The 20,189-nt window shown below is 59.8% G+C and carries 24 protein-coding genes; 13 read left to right on the forward strand and 11 right to left on the reverse strand.

Annotated elements, in window-relative coordinates:
• Positions 1 to 291: 291 nt before the first annotated feature.
• A complete protein-coding gene (locus JFU47_RS31565) occupies positions 292 to 1,821 on the forward strand; it encodes a cytochrome c family protein (protein ID WP_242485194.1) in 1,530 nt (509 codons plus the stop codon).
• On the opposite strand, the gene JFU47_RS31570 is transcribed toward JFU47_RS31565, so the two are convergent.
• Together JFU47_RS31570 and JFU47_RS31575 are read right to left on the reverse strand one after the other, a co-directional pair.
• Positions 1,818 to 2,672 carry a nitrilase family protein gene (locus JFU47_RS31570; RefSeq protein ID WP_201188278.1) on the reverse strand — a complete coding sequence of 285 codons (855 nt, stop codon included), beginning with the start codon at positions 2,670 to 2,672 and terminating at the stop codon, positions 1,818 to 1,820. The two genes, JFU47_RS31565 and JFU47_RS31570, sit on opposite strands and share 4 nt — an antisense overlap.
• Complete coding sequence (locus JFU47_RS31575; RefSeq protein ID WP_201188280.1) at positions 2,669 to 4,168, reverse strand: purine-cytosine permease family protein; 1,500 nt, start codon at positions 4,166 to 4,168, stop codon at positions 2,669 to 2,671. Before JFU47_RS31575 ends, JFU47_RS31570 begins: the two co-directional genes overlap by 4 nt.
• Positions 4,169 to 4,315: 147 nt before the next feature.
• On the opposite strand from JFU47_RS31575, the gene JFU47_RS31580 reads away from it, so the two are divergent.
• Entirely contained in the window at positions 4,316 to 5,218 is a 903-nt protein-coding gene (locus tag JFU47_RS31580; protein WP_201188282.1) for a LysR family transcriptional regulator, read from the forward strand.
• Positions 5,219 to 5,248: 30 nt separating this feature from the next.
• On the opposite strand, the gene JFU47_RS31585 is transcribed toward JFU47_RS31580, so the two are convergent.
• Together JFU47_RS31585 and ggt are read right to left on the reverse strand one after the other, a co-directional pair.
• Positions 5,249 to 5,782 carry a cysteine hydrolase family protein gene (locus JFU47_RS31585; RefSeq protein WP_123366327.1) on the reverse strand — a complete coding sequence of 178 codons (534 nt, stop codon included), beginning with the start codon at positions 5,780 to 5,782 and terminating at the stop codon, positions 5,249 to 5,251.
• 69 nt (positions 5,783 to 5,851) lie between these two features.
• A complete protein-coding gene (ggt, locus tag JFU47_RS31590; protein WP_201188284.1) occupies positions 5,852 to 7,579 on the reverse strand; it encodes a gamma-glutamyltransferase in 1,728 nt (575 codons plus the stop codon).
• A gap of 150 nt (positions 7,580 to 7,729) precedes the next feature.
• On the opposite strand from ggt, the gene JFU47_RS31595 reads away from it, so the two are divergent.
• A complete protein-coding gene (locus tag JFU47_RS31595; protein WP_201188286.1) occupies positions 7,730 to 8,245 on the forward strand; it encodes a methylated-DNA--[protein]-cysteine S-methyltransferase in 516 nt (171 codons plus the stop codon).
• Between the two features lie 168 nt (positions 8,246 to 8,413).
• On the opposite strand, the gene JFU47_RS31600 is transcribed toward JFU47_RS31595, so the two are convergent.
• Both JFU47_RS31600 and JFU47_RS31605 read right to left on the reverse strand, forming a co-directional pair.
• Positions 8,414 to 9,007 (reverse strand): NUDIX domain-containing protein, encoded by a 594-nt coding sequence (locus JFU47_RS31600; RefSeq protein ID WP_201188288.1) that lies wholly within the window; start codon positions 9,005 to 9,007, stop codon positions 8,414 to 8,416.
• 61 nt (positions 9,008 to 9,068) lie between these two features.
• Positions 9,069 to 9,506, reverse strand: a complete 438-nt coding sequence (locus JFU47_RS31605; RefSeq protein ID WP_123366323.1) for a hemerythrin domain-containing protein — start codon at positions 9,504 to 9,506, stop codon at positions 9,069 to 9,071.
• Between the two features lie 145 nt (positions 9,507 to 9,651).
• Here JFU47_RS31605 and JFU47_RS31610 point away from each other — a divergent pair, with 145 nt between their 5' ends.
• Entirely contained in the window at positions 9,652 to 10,080 is a 429-nt protein-coding gene (locus JFU47_RS31610) for a GNAT family N-acetyltransferase (protein WP_201188290.1), read from the forward strand.
• Between the two features lie 5 nt (positions 10,081 to 10,085).
• On the opposite strand, the gene JFU47_RS31615 is transcribed toward JFU47_RS31610, so the two are convergent.
• Positions 10,086 to 10,436 carry a hypothetical protein gene (locus tag JFU47_RS31615; protein ID WP_201188292.1) on the reverse strand — a complete coding sequence of 117 codons (351 nt, stop codon included), beginning with the start codon at positions 10,434 to 10,436 and terminating at the stop codon, positions 10,086 to 10,088.
• A 160-nt stretch (positions 10,437 to 10,596) separates the two neighbouring features.
• Here JFU47_RS31615 and JFU47_RS31620 point away from each other — a divergent pair, with 160 nt between their 5' ends.
• From JFU47_RS31620 to JFU47_RS31660, 9 genes are all read left to right on the forward strand, one after another.
• Entirely contained in the window at positions 10,597 to 10,845 is a 249-nt protein-coding gene (locus JFU47_RS31620) for a hypothetical protein (protein WP_008154823.1), read from the forward strand.
• A gap of 20 nt (positions 10,846 to 10,865) precedes the next feature.
• Positions 10,866 to 11,195: a DUF6388 family protein gene (locus JFU47_RS31625; RefSeq protein WP_140680003.1), complete on the forward strand. Its 330-nt coding sequence runs from the start codon at positions 10,866 to 10,868 to the stop codon at positions 11,193 to 11,195.
• A gap of 35 nt (positions 11,196 to 11,230) precedes the next feature.
• Positions 11,231 to 11,935, forward strand: coding sequence for a YoaK family protein (locus JFU47_RS31630; protein ID WP_201188294.1), 705 nt, complete (start codon positions 11,231 to 11,233; stop codon positions 11,933 to 11,935).
• A gap of 207 nt (positions 11,936 to 12,142) precedes the next feature.
• Positions 12,143 to 12,535, forward strand: a complete 393-nt coding sequence (gene tusD, locus JFU47_RS31635; protein ID WP_008154829.1) for a sulfurtransferase complex subunit TusD — start codon at positions 12,143 to 12,145, stop codon at positions 12,533 to 12,535.
• A 1-nt stretch (position 12,536) separates the two neighbouring features.
• Complete coding sequence (gene tusC, locus JFU47_RS31640; RefSeq protein ID WP_201188296.1) at positions 12,537 to 12,899, forward strand: sulfurtransferase complex subunit TusC; 363 nt, start codon at positions 12,537 to 12,539, stop codon at positions 12,897 to 12,899.
• Positions 12,899 to 13,192, forward strand: coding sequence for a sulfurtransferase complex subunit TusB (tusB, locus tag JFU47_RS31645; protein WP_123366318.1), 294 nt, complete (start codon positions 12,899 to 12,901; stop codon positions 13,190 to 13,192). Before tusC ends, tusB begins: the two co-directional genes overlap by 1 nt.
• Positions 13,189 to 13,524, forward strand: coding sequence for a TusE/DsrC/DsvC family sulfur relay protein (locus JFU47_RS31650; RefSeq protein ID WP_140680010.1), 336 nt, complete (start codon positions 13,189 to 13,191; stop codon positions 13,522 to 13,524). Before tusB ends, JFU47_RS31650 begins: the two co-directional genes overlap by 4 nt.
• Positions 13,521 to 14,522 (forward strand): glycosyl transferase family protein, encoded by a 1,002-nt coding sequence (locus JFU47_RS31655; protein ID WP_201188298.1) that lies wholly within the window; start codon positions 13,521 to 13,523, stop codon positions 14,520 to 14,522. The genes JFU47_RS31650 and JFU47_RS31655 overlap by 4 nt, the downstream gene beginning before the upstream one ends.
• Before the next feature lie 90 nt (positions 14,523 to 14,612).
• Positions 14,613 to 15,614 (forward strand): glutathione S-transferase family protein, encoded by a 1,002-nt coding sequence (locus JFU47_RS31660; RefSeq protein WP_201188300.1) that lies wholly within the window; start codon positions 14,613 to 14,615, stop codon positions 15,612 to 15,614.
• 117 nt (positions 15,615 to 15,731) lie between these two features.
• Here JFU47_RS31660 and cysG read toward each other — a convergent pair whose 3' ends face one another.
• Genes cysG through JFU47_RS31680 form a run of 4 tightly spaced genes read right to left on the reverse strand, consistent with a single transcriptional unit; the run spans position 15,732 to position 20,119 of the window.
• Complete coding sequence (cysG, locus tag JFU47_RS31665; RefSeq protein WP_201188302.1) at positions 15,732 to 17,126, reverse strand: siroheme synthase CysG; 1,395 nt, start codon at positions 17,124 to 17,126, stop codon at positions 15,732 to 15,734.
• A complete protein-coding gene (gene serS / locus JFU47_RS31670) occupies positions 17,127 to 18,407 on the reverse strand; it encodes a serine--tRNA ligase (RefSeq protein WP_123366314.1) in 1,281 nt (426 codons plus the stop codon).
• A gap of 15 nt (positions 18,408 to 18,422) precedes the next feature.
• Positions 18,423 to 18,797: a fluoride efflux transporter CrcB gene (gene crcB, locus JFU47_RS31675; protein WP_123366313.1), complete on the reverse strand. Its 375-nt coding sequence runs from the start codon at positions 18,795 to 18,797 to the stop codon at positions 18,423 to 18,425.
• Positions 18,797 to 20,119, reverse strand: a complete 1,323-nt coding sequence (locus JFU47_RS31680) for a replication-associated recombination protein A (protein WP_111448954.1) — start codon at positions 20,117 to 20,119, stop codon at positions 18,797 to 18,799. The genes crcB and JFU47_RS31680 overlap by 1 nt, the downstream gene beginning before the upstream one ends.
• Between the last annotated feature and the right edge of the window lie 70 nt (positions 20,120 to 20,189).

Consider the following 20,189-nt stretch of genomic DNA (forward strand, 5'->3'; position numbering starts at 1 on the left):
TCCCCCGATTCCGGAGTGAACTCCCCCACTAATGGGTGCCGTTCCCCTGCAGTATTCGCATCTCGACCAGCACAAATTCAGCCTTCGACCAATGTTTGCTGGACCTCCAGGTCATTGCACATATTTTGTCACAGTCCTTGCAACGTCATTACCGAGTGAGCTTCTCCCGTTCATGAAAGGTGGAGAGTCGAGGAGCCGTACCTGTAACCATTGGCTTGCAGGATGAAGTACCCCTGTCAACTCAATGGAAGTGCTGCCGTCATCCTCTGCAACTGTCTTGGGGAAACGCTTATGAACCACCCCACATGCAAACACGCGCCCAGGCCAGGTGAATTACTGGCAGCCTTTGTCCACAACCTGATCTACCGGGTGATCAAACCTTTCGTTCGCCGTTTTTTATGCTTTCTAGCCTGCCTGCTGACGGTAACGCTGGTGGCGGCCGACGAACCTCAGGGCAATGACAATCAGGCTAATGAGAAGTGGCTGGAGCCGGCACGCTCCAAGCTCATGCATGTGATTGGCGGGATGCCGTTCTTTCCGCATCGGGCCAATACCCCCGGCAACCTGGTTTTGAATGTAAAAGACTTCGACAATGCCCAGGTATGTGGCGCTTGTCATACGGAGATCTACAAGCAGTGGCGCTCATCGATGATGTCCCAAGCCTGGGATGAACCCATCTATCGGGCCTTGCTCAAGCGTGCGAGTTCGGCCACCGAGGGGAAGGTCGATAACTTCTGCACCGGCTGCCATACCCCGATCGGTCTCACGACCGGGCAAATCACTTCGGAAATCAATCGCTCCTCGATTGAAGACAGCACGAAAAATCATCCGATGCCTGGGGTCGATTGCGAGACCTGCCACAACATTAGTGCCCGCACGGGCCTCGATAACGGCGCCTATGTCCTGAGCCCTCGAGCGCACGGTAAACCGACCAAGTTCGGCCCGCGTAAAGATGCCGTTTCGCCCTATCACGACACCGTATATTCCGCTCTGCACACGCGCTCGGACTTTTGCGGCACCTGCCACAACGTCACGCACCCGTTCAGCGGTGTGGCGGTCGAGCGAACCTATGACGAATGGCAGGAGAGCGCCTACAGCCTTAACGATATAACCTGCCAGAGCTGCCATATGCCGGGTTTTGCGGGTAAGGCCGCGATCATGGGACCAGACCGCGAGGAGGTCGCCTCGCATTGGTTCAGCGGAGCCAACTCGATGATGCTCAAGCATCTCGGTCAGGAAGCGGGCGCGCAACGCGGGCGCGACATGCTCGCGCGTGCGGGGGAAATAACGTTCCAGCAACTGCCGGCAACCATCATTCCCGGGCAATACACCTCGGTAGCCGTGAAAGTTGCCAATGTCGGCGCCGGGCACAAGCTGCCGACCGGCTTTCCGGAGGGACGGGAGATGTGGATCGATTTCCGGGTGCTGGATGCCAGTGGTCGCGAGCTCTATCGGCTGGGCTCGATCAAGGACGGCAAGACTGAGGACAACACGCGAAATTTCAAAGTGCACATAGGCGACAAGGACGGCAATCCGTTGGACGTCGAGGTCTGGAATGCCGCACAAATTCTCTCGGACAACCGCATTCTGCCCAAGGGCTACGATATTGGAATGTTCACTTTCCTGGTGCCGGCCGACGCCGTCGGGCCGCTCTCCTTGACTGCCGAACTGAACTACTGGCCGTTTTCGCAGAAGCTGGCCGACTACCTGCTTGGCAAGGATAAGTTGCAGGTGGAAATCACACAGATGGCCAAAGTCACACAGAGCGTACCCCTGTCGACAAGTCTGCCAGTTGTCGGTGCAGACACTGCGCACTTTTAGTTGCGCAGTGTCGACGTCCAGGCTGGCCCATACAACTGCGACCGCCGATCCCGATGCAAATCATTACGCGCACTGATTCGCTTATTCCGCGCCTCAGCAAGATTCAGCGTCGCCAACAAAATCTGCTCGCCACCCTGCTCCGCCGGCCCTGCCACAGGGTAGCCATCGGCATCGACGATCACCGAGCCTTGCACCCAACTGACCCCACGTTCATGACCATGCCGATCACACGCGGCGATGAACATTCGGTTGACCGAGGCGTTGGCCTGGACTCGCACAACTTCGGCCGGACGCTCGGTTTGCGGCCGTGGCCCATCGGGCCAATTAACCGGTGCGCAGAGCAGGTCCGCGCCGGCCAGCGCCGGGAGTCGCACCCACTCGGGGAATTCCAGGTCGTAGCAAATCAGCATGCCAATCCGTCCATGAACGGTTTCTACAACCGGCGGCGCGTCGTTTCCGGCGCTGAATATTTCGTTCTCGCCATCCCAGAGGTGCGCCTTGCGGTACACGGCGCGCAGGCCTTGGGCATCGATCATCGCCGCACTGTTGGCCAGTTCATCGTCGGCTAACCGCTCGCAGAATCCACCCACCACCACGATGTTCAGTTCCCGGGCCAACGCCGTCCACAGACGCAAGGTCGGCCCTTCGACGGTTTCCGCCAGGGACAGGGCTTCGCTGCGGTTGGCAAACAAGTAGCCGCTCTGGACCAGCTCAGGTAGCACCACCACCTGGGCGCCCTGGTAAGCCGCCGAACGAATCGCCCGTTCGGTCAGCTTCCGGTTGTAAGCGAGGTCGCCTATCTTCGGCGCCAGTTGGCAGCAAGCGACCACGGTACTTTGGGTGCTGTTCAACGCCCCTCCTCCACAGACTGATGAGCCATGGAAACAATGTCGCTCTCAGTAATCGAATCGATAATCCGGCGTTCGTACTCAAGGTCTATCGAACGGCTGAGGAGGTAATACGTCAGGCCCGAGACCACCAGGCCAACCAGCCAGGCGATATCCACGCCTTCCAGCATCCGCGCCAGCGGCCCGACGAACACCTCTTTGCCGGCCGCCGCATCAAAGATGTAGAAGAACGGCACCATGGCGGCGAAGCCAATCAGATAAGAGACGATGCCGCGAAATTGCCAGGCGCCGTAAATGCCCTTCGGCGTGAAGAAATGCGGGATCGCGTAGCGGCCTTTGCGCACGAAGAAGTAGTCCACCAGATTGACCGCAGTCCAGGGCACGAGGAAGTACAGGAGCAGCACGAGGAAGGTGTTCAACAGGGCGATGCCATCGCCTTTGATCGACAGCACACAGGTCAACAGAATGACGCTGATCGCGGAGATCGACATCACTCGGGCACGAGGTGTCGGTGTGATTTTTTTGATCGAATCCACACCCGTGAGCAACGTCAGCATGGCGCTGTAGGTGTTGAGCGCGATGATCGGCAGAAAGCCCGCCACCGAAACGATCACCAACACATTACCCAGGCCGGGAATCATCGAAGAACCCACCTGATTCAGCGCCACCAGCGCATCCGCCGCTTTCAACTGCTGCGCAAGCCAGGCCCCGAGGCCGATCATCCAGCCGCCCGACAACGACGCGCCGATGAACACGGCGGCGATCAGTTTTGGTCGACTGGTGTTTTTCGGCAAGTAACGGGAATAGTCAGAGACATAAGGCGCATAGGAAATGTTGTAGCTCGCGCCGATGGCAAACAGTGTGGCAAAGGCAATCCAGCTGAAACCCAAGTCGGTCGCCGGGGTGACGCCCTCCTGCCCCGCACCGAACATCAAGGCGATGGTGACCAGCGCATACAGCGGCAACGTGGCCAGCAACGCCCACTTGAAGGCTTTGTGCATCAGATCGTGGCCATAAATCGACAGCAGCGCGCCGATCAGCACTACCGCAATGGCCACGATGGTCGGGTCGATGCCAAACACGTGTTCGAGGCCGTTCATGATCAACGAGATGTTCACCACGTTGAATCCGACGAACACAAACATCGTCGCCATCAAGGCCAGGATCACCCCGCGATAACCAAACTGCGCACGCGACTGGATCATTTGCGGCAGCCCCATTTCCGGACCTTGCGAGCCATGAAACGCCATGAAAATAGTACCGAACATGATGCCCAGCGCACCGGCCAACATCGTCCACAGCGCCGACAAGCCAAGGCTTGGGCCGACAAAACCGATGGAGATGGTGAAGAAGTGGAAGTTGCCTAGAAACCAGAAAGGGCCCTGGCTGCTGAGCTTGGCGTGACGTTCATTTTCCGGAATGTAATCGATCGAGTGGCCTTCGATGGCCAACCCGCTGCTCGCCTCGATGGCGTGCGCAGATTGAGGGGACCCTGACATATGAGTGTTCCTATGCTGGTGATTGTTGTTTTTATGGGCAAGGCGCCGGTTTCATTGCAATGTAGGGCGTTGGTCAGGGCTATAAAATATCGCAGGCACACTGTTTACATAGATCCACGTCTATGTGAGTGAATATCGGGGGCACGCATGCTGGGCACTGTATCGGAGCTGGATCTGCGTTTGATCCGGGTATTTCTGACCGTCGTTGAGGCGGGCGGGATCTCGGCCGCGCAAACGGCGCTCAATACCACTCAACCCACCATCAGTGCGCAATTGGCGACACTGGAAGCGCGGGTGGGGTTTCGTCTTTGCGAACGCGGGCGCGGCGGATTTTCGGTGACACCCAAAGGCAGCCAGTTTGTCGAGGCGGCTCGTCGGTTACTGGCGGCTGCCGAGGGGTTCCGGGTTGAAGTCCAGCACATCAATCGCAAGGTGTCGGGCAACATCAACATCGGCCTGCTCGGTCAAATCGATCCGGTTGCCAACAAGAAAATCGCCTTGGCCATTGCGCGATTACGGTCCCGACATGAAGGGCTGTATTTCCATTTCACGGAGCTGTCGTCATCGCTGCTGGAAGAGAAAATTATCAACGGCCATATCGATCTGGCGATCGGCTATTTCTGGCACCGCCTGCCCAACATTGATTACTTTGCGTTGTTCCAGGAAACCCAGATCGCCTACTGCGCCCCCACTCATCCGCTGTTCGAGCAAGTGGGCGAGCTGAGCCGGGATGACGTCAGCGATTACGATTGGGTATGGCCCAGCCATCCTTTGCCGGAAATGCCGGCGCCCACCTCGATAGAACGCCTGACGGTGCTCACGGACAGCATGGACGGCGCCGCCCTGCTCATTCTGTCGGGCCAGCATTTGGGGTTTCTGCCGCAGCACTATGCGGCGAAGCATGAACAACTGGGGCAGTTGCATCCGCTGAATCCTGAGCTGTTGCGCTATGAGGTGGGGTTTCATGCGGCGGTCAGGCATTCGGCGCGTCAGCGGGATTTGGTGAGTGCTTTTTTGACTGAATTGATCGACATTTTCGGAGCCGTGTAAGCGTCAACGGGAGCACGCCTCTCACCCGTTTCAGATCCGGATTTCGCTGGTCGGAACAACGTCGATCCGCGCCACGGGCCCCGTCAAGTGCGCCAGCTCTGCGTTGTGCTCGGTGATGATGTCTTCGGCGGCGAGGTTGCCGTTGTCGACGGTGGAATGCGCATCGGCGGCGAGCACTACGTCATAGCCCAGGTTCAGGGCCTGGCGGACAGTGGCGTTGACGCAATAGTCGGTTTGCAGCCCGCAGATGATCAGGCGGTCGGTGCCCAAATCCTGCAATTGGGCTTGCAAGTGGGTCCGGTAGAACGAGTCTCGATTGGTTTTTCGCACGCGAAGGTCTTGCGGCGAAGTCTTCAGTCTTTCGTCCAGTTGCCAGCCTTCGGAACCGTGTTGCAGCTGGTCGCCCTTTTCTTCGTGCTGGATGAGGATGACCGGGATGCCTGCTTCGCGAGCCTTGGCACTGAGGCCGTTGATGTTCTCGATAACGCGCTTGATCTCAAAACATTCGTACTCGCCAGTGCACAGGGCGCGCTGGACGTCGATGATCAGCAGTGCGGTAGCCATGGTCCCTTCCTTGAAAAGTCAGTGGATCAGGGGACGAAAAATAGATCCGTCCCCTTTGAAAAACAACCCTCAATAACCGAGCGACAACCCAGTGTTACGACGTGGATCGTTCGCCCCATAGAAGCGGTTTTTGCCCACCGGTTTGCCTTCCAGCGACGGTGCACCGACCAGAATCGCCGCCACATGGTTGGCGTCCTGTGGTCCGGCAAACTTGTGCCCCCAGCTTTCGAGCATCTTCACCGTATCGGGGCTGGTAGTGAAGGTCTCAAGGTTGGTCTCTTCCGGCAACCACTGCTGGTGGAAACGCGGTGCATCGACCGCTTCCTGGATGTTCATCCCGTAGTCGATCACGTTGAGCATAGTCAACAAGGTTGCGGTGATGATGCGACTGCCGCCGGGGGTGCCGACCACCATTACCACTTTGCCGTCCTTGGTGACGATGGTCGGGCTCATGGACGACAGCGGTGCCTTGCCGGGCGCGATGGCGTTGGCCTCCCCTTGCACCAGGCCGTACATGTTTGGCACGCCGATTTTCGAGGTGAAATCGTCCATTTCGTCGTTGAGGATGACCCCGGTTTTGCTGGCCATGACGCCGGCGCCGAACCAGTCGTTCAAGGTGTAGGTCACCGAGACCGCGTTGCCCCATTTATCGACGATAGAGTAATGGGTGGTGTTGCTGCCTTCATGGGGCGCTACGCCGGGTTTGAGCTCGCGGGACACACCGGCCTTTTGCGGATCGATGGCGGTGCGGATTTTGGTGGCGTAGTTTTTATCCAGCAAATGGGCGATCGGGTTTTTCACAAAGTCCGGGTCGCCCAGGTAGCTGTTGCGGTCCACATAAGCGTGGCGCATGGCTTCGATCTGGTAGTGCATGCCCTGGGCCGAGTGGTAGCCAAGGTCTTTCATCGGGTAACCGTCGAGGATGTTCATGATCTCGCAAATCACTACCCCGCCGGAGCTTGGCGGCGGTGCCGAGACCACATGGTAGCCGCGGTAATCGCATTCAATCGGGGCCAGTTCGCGGGTCTTGTATTTGTCGAGGTCGGCCTGGGTGATGATGCCTTTGTTGGCCTGACTGGAGGTGACGATCGCATCGGCCACCCAGCTTTTATAGAAGCCGTCGGCGCCCTTTTCGGAGATTTCCCGCAGGGTTTTTCCGAGGTCTTTTTGCACCAGTTTCTGACCGACTTGCATCGGCTCGCCGTTGCTCAGGAAGATCGCACCGGAATCCTTGATGTCCTTCTTGAACACGTCAGTGGCGTATTCCAGCAACTCGACATCGCCCTGCTCCAGCACAAAACCGTCTTCGGCGAGCTTGATGGCCGGGGCGATCACTTCCTTGCGCGGTTTGGTGCCGTATTTCTTCAGCGCCAGCTCCATACCGGACACGGTGCCCGGCACGCCAACGGCCAGATGGCCACGGGTGCTCAGGTCAGGGACGACGTTGCCCTCCTTGTCGAGGTACATGTCGGCGGTGGCGGCCAGCGGGGCTTTTTCGCGGAAGTCGAGGAAGGTCTTGCGCCCGTCCGCCAACTGAATGGTCATGAAACCGCCGCCGCCCAGGTTGCCCGCCGCGGGATAAACCACCGCCAGCGCATAACCGACCGCTACCGCGGCATCGACGGCGTTGCCGCCGTTCTTGAGCACATCGACGCCCACGTGACTGGCCAGATGCTGGGCGGTGACGACCATGCCGTTTTCGGCCGCGACCGGCGCCACGGAGGCCGCGTAAGCACTGAGGCAGCTGAGCGCCAATGAGGTCGCAATCAGCGTTTTGGCAAAAGGTTCGAACTTCATGAGTCGGTCTCTTTTTGTTTTTAGGCTCTGTACAAAAACAGAGGGAAGGCTTCAAGAGCACAGGCAAGTATGGCTGGGATTGCGTATTGCGCCTCCTCGTCGAGGCAGTATGCTTGGCCTCTGCTCAGCACTTTTACGGAGTCCACCGGCATGAGTTACACCTTCATCACCCTCGCCACGCCGGTGGGCGAGCTGAAGCTGGTCGCAAACGGCTCGCGACTGGCAGCCATCCTCTGGGAAAACGACAAACCCGACCGGGTGCGGCTCGGCCCGATGCGCGAGGCACCGGATAATCCGATCCTGATGCGCACCGCTCAGCAGCTGCGGGAATACTTTGCGGGCACGCGCAGTCGTTTCGACCTGGATCTGGAGTTTGCCGGGACGGAATTTCAGAAGAAGGTCTGGGCAGCGCTGCTGACCATTCCGTTTGGCGAGACCCGCAGTTATAGCGAGATAGCCCGGCAGATCGGCAATCCCAGTGCAGTGAGGGCGGTGGGTGCGGCGAATGGCAAGAACCCGATCTCGATTGTTGCGCCGTGTCATCGGGTGATCGGCGCTTCGGGGAAACTCACCGGGTTTGCCGGTGGACTTGAGGCGAAGGAGCAGCTGCTGACGCTGGAAGGATGCGAATGGTCAGGGGCCGGCAGGACAGGCGATTTGTTCTGATCAGCCGTAACGCGACCTGTAGCAGCTGCCGAGCCTGCGAGGCTGCGTCCGGCTGCGAAGCAGTCGCAAACTCAGGCGCCACGGTTTATCCGGAACAGCGCGGTGAATGGTTTTGCGACTGCTGCGCAGCCGGACGCAGCCTCGCAGGCTCGACAGCTGCTACCTTGATTAGGCTGCGGTGAAGATGTTTTTCATCGCCGCATACTGCAGCAACATGATGGTCTTCGCATCGCAGATTTCCCCGCGATAAAACGCCTCAAGTGCGTCATCGAACTTCCACTCCAGCACTTCCAGTTCCTCGGTCTCCTCCTCCAGTCCGCCGCCATCACTGACCTTGGAAGCGGCATCGTATTCGGCGATGAAGAAATGCAGTTTTTCAGTCACCGAGCCGGGGCTCATGTAGGCCTCAAACACCTTGTGCACATGGTGCACGCGATAACCGGTTTCTTCCTCGGCTTCTTCGCGGATGCGCTCTTCAGGCGCCGCACCTTCGAGCAGCCCCGCCGCCACTTCGATCAGCAACCCATCGTGGCCGTTGACGAACACCGGCAACCTGAATTGCCGGGTCAGTACGACGGTTTTCTTTTCGCGGTTGAACAGCAAAATCGCCGCGCCGTTGCCACGGTCATAGACCTCGCGGGTCTGGCGTTGCCATTCGCCGTTGTTGCGCCGGTAATCGAAGGTGATTTTCTTGAGCAGGTACCAGTCGTGGGACAACACCTGGGACTCGATGAGGTTGACCCGTTCGGCTGTGTTCGACATGACAATGCATCCCTTTTTTCGTCAGAAGGCGCACATCTTAGGCGAAAACGAAAGCCTGGCGCTAAGACAGTTGCGCCTTGTATTCCTTCTCATACTGGCCCGCCAGCGTCTCTTTCTGTTTGTCGTCAAGTAGCTTGCCGGCCATCTGGAAGAACTTTTGCTCTTCCTCTTCCAGGTGATGATTGACCTTCTCGGCGAGCTTCTTCGCAGTCGCCAGCCAGGCGGGGCTGGACATCTCGGTCTCGTCCAGTTCCTCCATCATTTCATCCATCTCGTGATGTTCTGAAATGGCATGACGGCTGAGGTCGACGCCGTTATCGAACTCCATCAGCGGGATGTAGAAATGCCGCTCTTCAGCGGTTTCGTGGGCCTGGAGTTCGGACTTGAGTTGCTTGTAAGCCTCGACTCGCTCGGGGGTGTCGCCGCTGGTCTGGATCAGTGCCTCGGCGTAGGTGCGTTGGCGGTCGTGGCTTTCGCGCAAGGCTTCGAAAATATTCACGGAGGGTCCTCATAGGCCGCGTTCTGGAATGACGCTGTTTAGGCTAGACATCTGCGCGATGACGACGGTTCCACTTGTTCTCAGGGGATGGAACAAGGCTCGCGACCGAGATAGGCTGCCACTTCACCGCCATAAGGATATAGCCATGACCCTGCGAGTCGAGTTATCGCAAAACCCCACGAATGAAGACCGTGAGGCGATCCTCACGCCATTGCGCGCCTATAACGCCGCGCAGGCGGGAGAGGCGAACTCGCAGCCGATCGCCTTGCTGGTACGCGACGACAGCGGCGAAATCCTCGGAGGGCTCTATGGCAGGTTTTTTTACCGGTGGTTATTCATCGAATTGCTGTCGGTGCCAGAACAAGCCCGGGGACAGGGCATGGGCACGAAGCTGATGCAGATGGCTGAAGACCTGGCACGGGAAAAGGAATGCATCGGAATCTGGCTCGACACCTTCGACTTCCAGGCGCCGGAGTTCTACAGGAAGCTCGGCTACAGCGAGTTAGGCCAGATCGCTGACTACCCGCCGGGCCACACGCGCTTCTTTTTCCAGAAGCGCCTGATCAATAGCTGAACGACTTATAGGCAGGTCGCCAACGCCGCCAGTCGGCGCTTGGCGACAAAGTCGTCATGCTGCGCGTAATAACTCAACACCGTACCGGATGCATCGGTCGTCACGTCCACAAAGGACTCCGCCGAGCGCGTGTAAACGGTAGAACCGCCCTTCTTGCCCGGCTGCAAATACGCGCCAGCATCGACACCGAACACCGCCTCGTCCTGCCAGGAAAACTGCACACACTGGGCAACGACTTTTTCCGGCTTATCCGACGTCAGGGTTTTGTACGGGGTTCCAGTGCGGGCGTCGTTCATCGCCGAGCCCGCGCATCCCGCCAGCAACGTTACGGCCAGCGCCACCATCAGAATTCGCATTGCGTTCGCTCATCAAGAAAAAGCGGACTGTATCACCGCGGCACGGCGTATCGTTCTGCTTTACTTCATTTATACCGCGACACCGAGTGACGATTCGCGCACCCTGTCGCGCCATTAACACCGCATCGCCCGTTTTCCGGGCTTATTTTCTGGAAAGGTCATGACACCCAACGCCGAATATTACAAACCGACCGCTGAATATGCCGACAAGCTGATCAGCCAGATCGGTCAGACACCGTCCTGGATTGCCAAGCGAATTGGCGTCACCGACAAGCGGATTCGTTACATCCTCGACGGCGAAAGAACCGTCAAAGGTGAAACCACGCCGATTCAAATGACGTATCCCGAGCAGTTTGCCCTCGAGTGCCTGGCAGCAGCGGCCAAGGCCAGCAAGAAGCAGTCTTCGTAATCCAGCCTCAAGGAGCGACCATGGCGGCAACCGAACAGCAACACGAGCAAGCGCTGAAGAAGTTTCTCGATGAGCGCCCTGAGCTGCGCGTCGAACTCGACAACCTCAACCCTTTGTTGGCTCAGGCCAAGGGCGAAACCGCGGCGCAGTACCGCGACGAGCGCTTGCATGAAGCTTTCGAAGCCGAGGCCGAACGCCTGGGATTGTTTGCCTGGGAGCTGACGCTGCAACTGACTGCGGCGACGTCCGAGGACTATCAGGCACAGCGCATGGAAGTGCACAAGGAAGTGGCCGAGATGGCCGGCATGGACTGGCTGGAGTACTGCGAGTTATATGGATTGAGTAAGTGACCATTTCGGTCGCTGCCTGAGGACGACCTTCGCTGATGTTGCCATCCCTCTCAACTGACCGCGCCAGTCCTGGCCACCTGCATACCCGCAAATGGCGCGGACGCATCGGCATGTCGCTGGTGGCCAGCCTCTCCGTGCTCGCTGGCATGACCGACGCCATCGGTTTCATGGCCAGCGGCGATTTCGTCTCGTTCATGAGCGGCAACACCACCCGCCTCGCCGTCGCCATCAGCGACGGCAACCTGGGCCTGACCTTGCGCCTGGTAATCCTCGTCGGCACCTTCATCGTCGGCAACGCCTTGGGGATTGTCGTCAGCCGCCTCGGCGGCCGTCGGGCGCTGCCCTTGCTGCTGTGCATCGCCACGCTGCTCTGCGGCGCCGCTGCCTGGCCCTACGACGAACAATTGCCAGCGCTGCTGGCGGCGATCATCGCCATGGGCATGCTCAATGCCGCCGTGGAAGAAGTGAACGGCCTGCCGGTCGGCCTGACCTACGTCACCGGCGCCCTGTCGCGCTTCGGCCGTGGGCTGGGACGCTGGATGCTCGGCGAACGGCGCAACGGTTGGCGCGTGCAACTGATCCCCTGGACCGGGATGTTTGCCGGCGCAATACTCGGCGCCGTGCTGGAACATCACCTGGGGCTCAGCGCCCTGTTTGTCAGCGGTCTGCTGGCCGGCCTGGTCGGGCTGCTGTCGTTGAAAATCCCGCAGCGCTGGCAGTTGGGTTATATGCCGCGCTGAATTGGGCGGTGTCTGTCAGGCCCCTTTCGCGAGCAGGCTCGCTCCCACAGGGGTTTCGTGGTGGATTTCAATGCTATGTACGACACAAATCCCTTGTGGGAGCGAGCCTGCTCGCGAAGGGTGCGACTCGGTCCCAAGGGAAAACCCATTTAGCCCCCCCGGCGATAAAGCTTTATCATGGCCGCAGTTTTACTGATCGAGTCCGTCATGAAGTTCGCCATCGCGCTGTTTTCCGCCGCCCATGCGCCCTCCTCGCGCCGCGCCTTGCTGTTCGCCCAGGCTGCGCTGGCCGGTGGGCATGAGATTGTCCGGCTGTTTTTCTATCAGGACGGCGTCTACAACGCCTCCGGCAGCGTGGTCACGCCGCAGGATGAGCAGGATTTGCCCAAGCAATGGCGCAACTTCGTCACCGAGCATCAACTGGATGGTGTCGTGTGTATCGCGGCCGCCCTGCGTCGTGGCGTGTTGAACGAAGAAGAAGCCGGGCGCTATCAGCGTGAAGCCGTTGCGGTGGGCGCGCCGTGGGAACTGTCTGGTCTGGGCCAGTTGCATGACGCGGTGCAGGACGCCGACCGCCTGATTTGTTTCGGAGGCGCGTGAGATGCCTAAATCCTTGCTGATTATCAGCCGTCAGGCGCCCTGGTCCGGACCGAGTGCGCGGGAAGCGCTGGATATCGTGCTGGCCGGCGGAGCCTTTGATCTGCCGATCGGCCTGCTGTTTCTCGATGACGGGGTGTTCCAGCTCGCCGCGAAACAGGATGCCAAGGCCCTTCAGCAGAAGGACCTGAGCGCCAACCTGCAAGCCTTGCCGATGTTCGGTGTCGACGAGCTGTTTGTCTGTGGCGACAGCGTTGCGGAACGGGGTCTGAACCTGGCTGGCTTGTCGCTGGAAGAAGCGCAGGTGCTGGCCGCCCACGAAATCACCGCACTTATTGACCGTTACGACCAGGTGATCACCCTCTGATGTCGACTTTGCATGTGTTGTCTCATTCCCCGTTCGGCGACGATCGCTTGACCAGTTGCCTGCGCTTGATGGGCGCTGACGATGCGCTTCTGCTGACTGGCGACGCGGTTTATGCGTTGCAACCAGGCACCGCGCCATTCAATGCGCTGAACGCCCGCACTCTGAAACTGTTCGTACTGGCCGAAGACGTCCAGGCTCGCGCGCTGGAGATTCCTGACACGGCCAAGGCCATCGATTACCCGGCCTTCGTCGAGCTGTCGATTCACTACGACAAGGTCAACAGTTGGCTATGAAATCCCTGACGGTCGGCGCACGCGCCATCGAGTTGGACAAGGACGGTTTCCTGGTAGAACTGAGCGACTGGTCCTCCGAGGTGGCCAGCGCCCTGGCAGCCGCCGAAGACATCGAGTTGAGCCCCGAACACTGGGAAATCCTCGAACTGCTGCGCAGCTTCTACGCCGAATTCCAGCTGTCGCCGGCCACCCGTCCGCTGATCAAGTACACCGCAACGAAGCTGGGCCCGGAAAAGGGCAACAGCCTGCACCTGAACCGACTGTTCAAAGGCACCCCTGCCAAACTCGCCGCGAAACTGGCGGGCCTGCCCAAACCGACGAATTGCTTATGACCGACTACCCTGCGCTGACCCTCGAAACACCCCCCGAACACCCGTTCGCCCAGTTCGTGCGCATTCTCGGCAAGGGCAAACGCGGCGCCCGCGACTTGACCCGCGAGGAAGCCCGCGAAGCCATGGGCATGGTGCTCGACCACAAGGTCGAAGACACCCAGCTCGGCGCCTTCCTGATGCTGTTGCGGCACAAGGAAGAAAGCGCTGAGGAGATGGCGGGTTTTACCGAAGCGTTGCGCGAACGTTTACAGGCACCGAAGTTGAATGTGGATCTGGACTGGCCAACCTACGCCGGCAAGAAGCGTCATCTGCCGTGGTATCTGCTGGCGGCCAAATGCCTGGCGCAAAATGGTCTGCGCATTTTCATGCATGGCGGCGGCGCACACACGGCGGGTCGGCTCTATAGCGAGCAACTGTTGGATGAGTTGAAGATCCCGTTGTGCCGCGACTGGCAGCAGGTCGGCGACGCACTGGATAACGGCGGTCTGGCCTTCATGCCGCTGGTGGATTGGGCACCGCAGCTGCAACGAATGATCGACCTGCGTAATACATTGGGTCTGCGTTCGCCTATCCACTCCCTGGCGCGAATTCTCAATCCGTTGGGTGCTCGCTGTGGCCTGCAAAGCATTTTCCACCCCGGTTACCAGGCTGTGCATCGCGATGCCAGCGGCTTGCTCGGCGACACCGCGATCGTGGTGAAAGGCGACGGCGGCGAAATCGAGATCAACCCGGACGCCGACAGTCACTTGTACGGCACCACTGGCGGCGAAAGCTGGGACGAGGAATGGCCACAGTTGTCGGCACAACGCCACGTCAAACCGGCCACCCTCGATCCCGAGCATTTGAAAGCCGTGTGGCGTGGCGACGTAGTCGACAGCTATCCGCAAATGGCGTTGATCTCGACCATGGCCCTGGCCTTGCGCGGCCTCGGCCAAACCCGCGAACACGCCTTCGAAACCGCCCAGCAATATTGGGACGCTCGGGACAAATCGATTTAACCGATCATAAGCGCCCAACCTTTGCGCTTTTTTATCGAACCTATGCGAATAGACTCCTCTCCAACGCTTATTGGCTGAGGAGTCTTGAACATGGGTTTGTTAGTTGAAGGTCGCTGGCATGACCAGTGGTACGAAAGCGGCAAGGACGGTACGTTCCAGCGTGAACAAGCGCAGCGTCGTAACTGGCTGACCGCCGACGGCAAGCCCGGCCCGACCGGTGTCGGTGGCTTTGCGGCCGACACCGGCCGTTATCACCTCTACGTGTCCCTCGCCTGTCCATGGGCTCACCGCACACTGATCCTGCGCAAACTCAAAGGCCTCGAAAGCCTCATCGACGTCTCGGTGGTCAGTTGGCTGATGCTGGAAAACGGCTGGACCTTCGACCAGAACCTCGGATCAACCGGCGACAAACTCGATCACTTCAATTTCATGCACCAGCGCTACACCGCCGATACCGCCGACTACACCGGCCGCGTCACGGTGCCGGTGCTCTGGGATAAACAACAGAATCGCATCGTCAACAATGAATCGGCGGAGATCATCCGCATGTTCAATGGCGCCTTCGATGATTTGACCGGTAATGACCTGGATTTCTACCCGGCGCCGCTGCGGGGCGAGATCGACGCGCTGAACGAACGGATTTATCCGGCGGTGAACAATGGGGTGTACCGCGCAGGGTTTGCCACGTCGCAGCAGGCGTATGAAGAGGCGTTCGATGATGTGTTTGCCGAACTGGATCGGCTGGAGTTGCTGTTAGGCGAGAACCGTTACCTGGTCGGTGAATATCTGACGGAAGCGGATATTCGGCTGTTCACCACGTTGATTCGCTTTGACGCGGTGTATTACGGGCACTTCAAGTGCAACCTGCGACGGATTGCCGATTATCCGAATCTGTCGAACTGGCTGCGGGAGATTTATCAGTGGCCGGGGATTGCCGAGACGGTGGATTTTGAGCACATCAAGAATCACTACTACGGCAGCCACAAGACCATCAATCCGACGGGCGTTGTGCCAAAAGGGCCGGCGCAGGATTTCACCGCGGCCCATGATCGGGAGCGGTTGAGCGGGAAAGGGGTTTGGCGCAGGGCCTGAGGTTTTGGGCTGGATTTTAAGGCCCCATCGCGAGCAGGCTCGCTCCCACAGGGGATTTGTGAACGACACAGATCCAGTGTGGGAGCGAGCCTGCTCGCGAAGGGGGCGACGCGGTCTCTAGACTTGCGCCTGAGCGCCCTCAAACCACGCCAGTTTCTCGCGCAACTGCACCACTTCCCCAACGATCACCAGCGTCGGCGCATGCACTTCATGCTCCGCCACCAGACTTGGCAAATCGGCCAAGGTGCCGGTAAACACCCGCTGATTGACCGTGGTGCCCTGCTGGATCAACGCCGCTGGCGTATCCGCCGCGCGACCATGCTTGATCAACTGTTCGCAGATGATCGGCAAACCCACCAACCCCATGTAAAACACCAGGGTTTGCGCCGGCGCGACCAGGTCGGCCCACGGCAAATCGGTGGAACCGTCCTTCAGGTGCCCGGTGACAAAACGCACAGACTGCGCGTAATCGCGGTGAGTCAGCGGAATCCCGGCATACGCCGCGCAACCGCTGGCCGCGGTGATACCCGGCACCACCTGGAACGGGATGCCATGGGCCGCCAGTTCTTCGATCTCTTCGCCGCCGCGACCGAAGATGAACGGATCACCGCCCTTCAACCGCACGACCCGCTTGCCTTGCTTGGCCAAATCCACCAATTGCTGGTTGATCTGATCCTGAGGCACTGCGTGATCGGCGCGCCGCTTGCCGACGTAAACCCGCTCGGCATCGCGACGGCACAAATCCAGAATCGCCGGCGCCACCAAGCGGTCATACAGCACCACATCGGCTTGCTGCATCAGACGCAAGGCACGGAAGGTCAGCAGGTCGGGATCACCCGGGCCAGCGCCCACCAAATAGACTTCGCCCGTTGCAGTCGGTGCTTCACCGGCAATTTTCGCCAGCATCAAGCGCTCGGCTTCGGCGCCCTGCCCGGCCAGTTGCCGGTCGGCAATCGGGCCCTGGAACACATCTTCCCAGAACGCCCGACGCTGCTGCACATCCGGGAACAGGTGTTTGACCTGGGTGCGAAAACGCGCTGCCAGGCCGGCCAGTTGACCGTAGGTGGAAGGAATCCAGGTTTCCAGTTTGGCGCGGATCAACCGCGCCAGCACCGGCGCGTCGCCGCCGCTGGAGACCGCTACGATCAAAGGAGAACGGTCGACGATCGCCGGGAAGATCACGCTGCACAAGGCTGGCGCGTCCACCACGTTGACCGGCACACAACGCCGATGGGCATCGGCGGAGACTTGCGCGTTCAGCGGTTCGTCGTCGGTGGCGGCGATGATCAGCCCGCAACCGTCCAGGTCCGACTCAACGTAGCCTCGCACCAGACACTCGCCACCACTGCCGGCAACCAGTTCGCGCAGTTGCGGTTCGATTTCAGGTGCGACCACCCGCAGCAGCGCACCGGCTTCGGCCAGCAGGCGGGATTTGCGCAAGGCAATCTCCCCGCCGCCGACGACCAAGACACGACTGCCGCGAAGGTTATGGAACAGCGGCAGATAGTCCATTTAGCCGATGACCTCAAGGCCACCCATGTACGGTTTCAGCACGTCCGGCACACGAATCGAACCGTCGGCTTGCTGGTAGTTTTCCAGCACCGCCACCAGGGTACGACCGACCGCCAGGCCGGAACCGTTCAGGGTGTGAACCAGTTCAGGCTTGCCGGTTTCCGGGTTGCGGAAACGCGCTTGCATACGGCGGGCCTGGAAATCACCGCAGTTGGAGCACGACGAAATCTCGCGGTATTTGTCCTGGCTCGGGATCCACACTTCCAGGTCGTAGGTCTTGACCGCGCTGAAGCCCATGTCGCCGGTGCACAGCGCAATAGTGCGATAAGGCAGCTCGAGCAATTGCAGGACTTTTTCGGCGTTGGCAGTCAGGCCTTCCAGCGCTTCCATCGAGGTCGACGGCTCAACGATCTGGACCATTTCAACCTTGTCGAACTGGTGCTGACGGATCATGCCGCGCGTATCGCGACCCGACGCACCGGCTTCACTGCGGAAGCATGGGGTGTGGGCGACGAACTTGATCGGCAGCAGTTTCGAATCGACGATTTCGCCAGCGACGATGTTGGTCAGCGACACTTCGGCGGTCGGAATCAGGTACAGATCGGCTTCGCCTTCGCGAGTGATCTTGAACAGGTCTTCTTCGAACTTCGGCAGCTGACCCGTGCCTTGCAGCGTCGGCGCTTGAACCAGATAAGGCGTGTAGGCCTCTTCATAACCGTGTTCGCTGGTGTGCAGGTTGATCATGAACTGCGCCAGGGCGCGGTGCATCCGAGCAATCGGGCCACGCAACAGGGCGAAACGGGCGCCGGACAGCTTGGCGGCGGTTTCGAAGTCCAGCCAGCCGAATTTTTCGCCCAGGGCGACGTGGTCCTGAACCGGGAAATCGAACGCGGTCGGGGTGCCCCAGCGGCGCACTTCGACGTTGCCGTCTTCGTCATCACCGATCGGCACGGATTCGTGCGGCAGGTTCGGGATGCCGAGCAGGATCGAATCCAGATCGGTCTGGATCGCGTCCAGCTCGACTTTACCGGCGCTCAATTCGTTCGCCATGCGCTCGACGTCGGCCATCAGCGGCGCGATGTCTTCGCCGCGTTGCTTCGCCTGGCCGATGGATTTGGAGCGCGCATTACGGTCAGCCTGCAGTGCTTCGGTGCGGGTCTGGACGGTCTTGCGCTGTTCTTCCAGCGCTTCGATGCGCGCAACATCCAGCGTGTAGCCACGGGATGCCAAGCGGTCCGCTACGTCCTGAAGGTTGCTACGTAACAGTTTGGAATCGAGCATGTCGGTCTCTCGTTATCAAAGTTTGGTCAAGGACAGGCCAGCCCAGGTGGCGAGCAGCCCGCCGAATACGCTGATGGCAGCATAGCCCAGGGCCAGCGGCACCTGCCCGCTTTCAAGCAGGCGCACCGTATCCAGTGAAAAAGATGAAAAAGTCGTCAGCCCCCCGAGGAAGCCAACCATCAACCCGGCGCGCACCTCGATCGGCACCTCCGGGCGTATTAAAAACAGACCGTATAGAACGCCGATCAGCAAACAGCCGACGATATTAACGGCCAGCGTCGCGGTATAGAAGTGCCGCGGCCAATTAGCGTTGATCCAGTTACTGGTGGCAAAGCGTAACAGCGTGCCGGCGATCCCGCCGACGGAAACCGCAACGATTAATGGAAGCACTATTTTCTCCGCTGCCGGGGGCTGAGACGGTCAAGTTGCGCGAGGTGATTGAGCTTCTCGCCGATCTTCAGCTCCAGGCCACGCGGCACTGGCTGATAAAACGGTTGTGGCTCGAGCTCCTCCGGGAAATAGTCTTCGCCAGCGGCGTAAGCGTCCGGCTCATCGTGGGCGTAACGGTATTCGTCGCCATAACCCAGTTGCTTCATCAGCTTGGTCGGCGCGTTGCGCAGGTGCAGCGGCACTTCCAGCGAACCGTGTTCGGTGGCGCTGCGCATGGCGGCTTTGAACCCCATGTACACCGCGTTGCTTTTCGGCGCGCAGGCCAGATAAGTAATGGCCTGGGCCACCGCCAACTCCCCTTCCGGGCTGCCGAGGCGTTCCTGCACTTCCCACGCTGCCAGGCACAGGCTCAAGGCGCGGGGGTCGGCGTTACCGATGTCTTCGCTGGCCATGCGCACCACGCGCCGGGCCAGGTACAGCGGATCGCAACCGCCGTCGATCATTCGGGCGAACCAGTACAGTGCACCGTCGGGATTGGAGCCGCGCACCGACTTATGCAGCGCGGAAATCTGGTCGTAAAACGCTTCGCCGCCCTTGTCGAAACGCCGGCGGGTATCACCGAGCAGGCTTTGCAGCAGGTCGACGCCGATCTCGCTGTTGTCTTCAGCCAGGTCCGAGGCGTTTTCCAGCAGGTTGAGCAGACGCCGGCCATCGCCATCGGCGGCCGACAGCAGCATCTGGAAACCTTCATCGCTGAGGGTCAGTTGCCGCTTGCCCAAGCCACGCTCTTCAGTCAGCGCGCGATGCACCAGTTTGCGCAGGGCCGCTTCGTCGAGGCTTTTGAGCACGTAGACGCGGGCCCGGGAGAGCAACGCGTTGTTAAGTTCGAATGAGGGATTTTCGGTGGTGGCGCCGATAAAAATCAGCGTGCCGTCTTCGACGTACGGCAGGAACGCATCCTGCTGGGACTTGTTGAAGCGATGCACTTCGTCGACAAACAGGATGGTCCGCCGGCCGTACTGCCCGGCTTGCTGCTTGGCGATTTCCACCGCCTGACGGATTTCCTTTACACCGGCCAACACCGCCGAAACCGTTTCGAAGTGCGCATCCGAGACCTCCGCCAGCAGCCGCGCCAGGGTAGTCTTGCCCACACCCGGCGGGCCCCAGAAAATCATCGAGTGCAAGGCACCCTGCTCCAGCGCTTCGCGCAAAGGCTTGCCGCGAGCGAGCAGATGTTCCTGACCGACGTACTCGTCCAGATTGGCCGCGCGCAAACGGGCGGCCAAGGGCTGAGCAATCGGGGCACTGCGAAACAGGTCCATCACTACTTATGAAACCTCACTGACTATCAGTCAATAATCTGAACACCGCCGCTCCCTGTGGGAGCGAGCC

It is taken from the genome of Pseudomonas sp. TH39(2020) (assembly GCF_016650715.1).
GTDB classification, from domain to species: domain Bacteria; phylum Pseudomonadota; class Gammaproteobacteria; order Pseudomonadales; family Pseudomonadaceae; genus Aquipseudomonas; species Aquipseudomonas mandelii_C.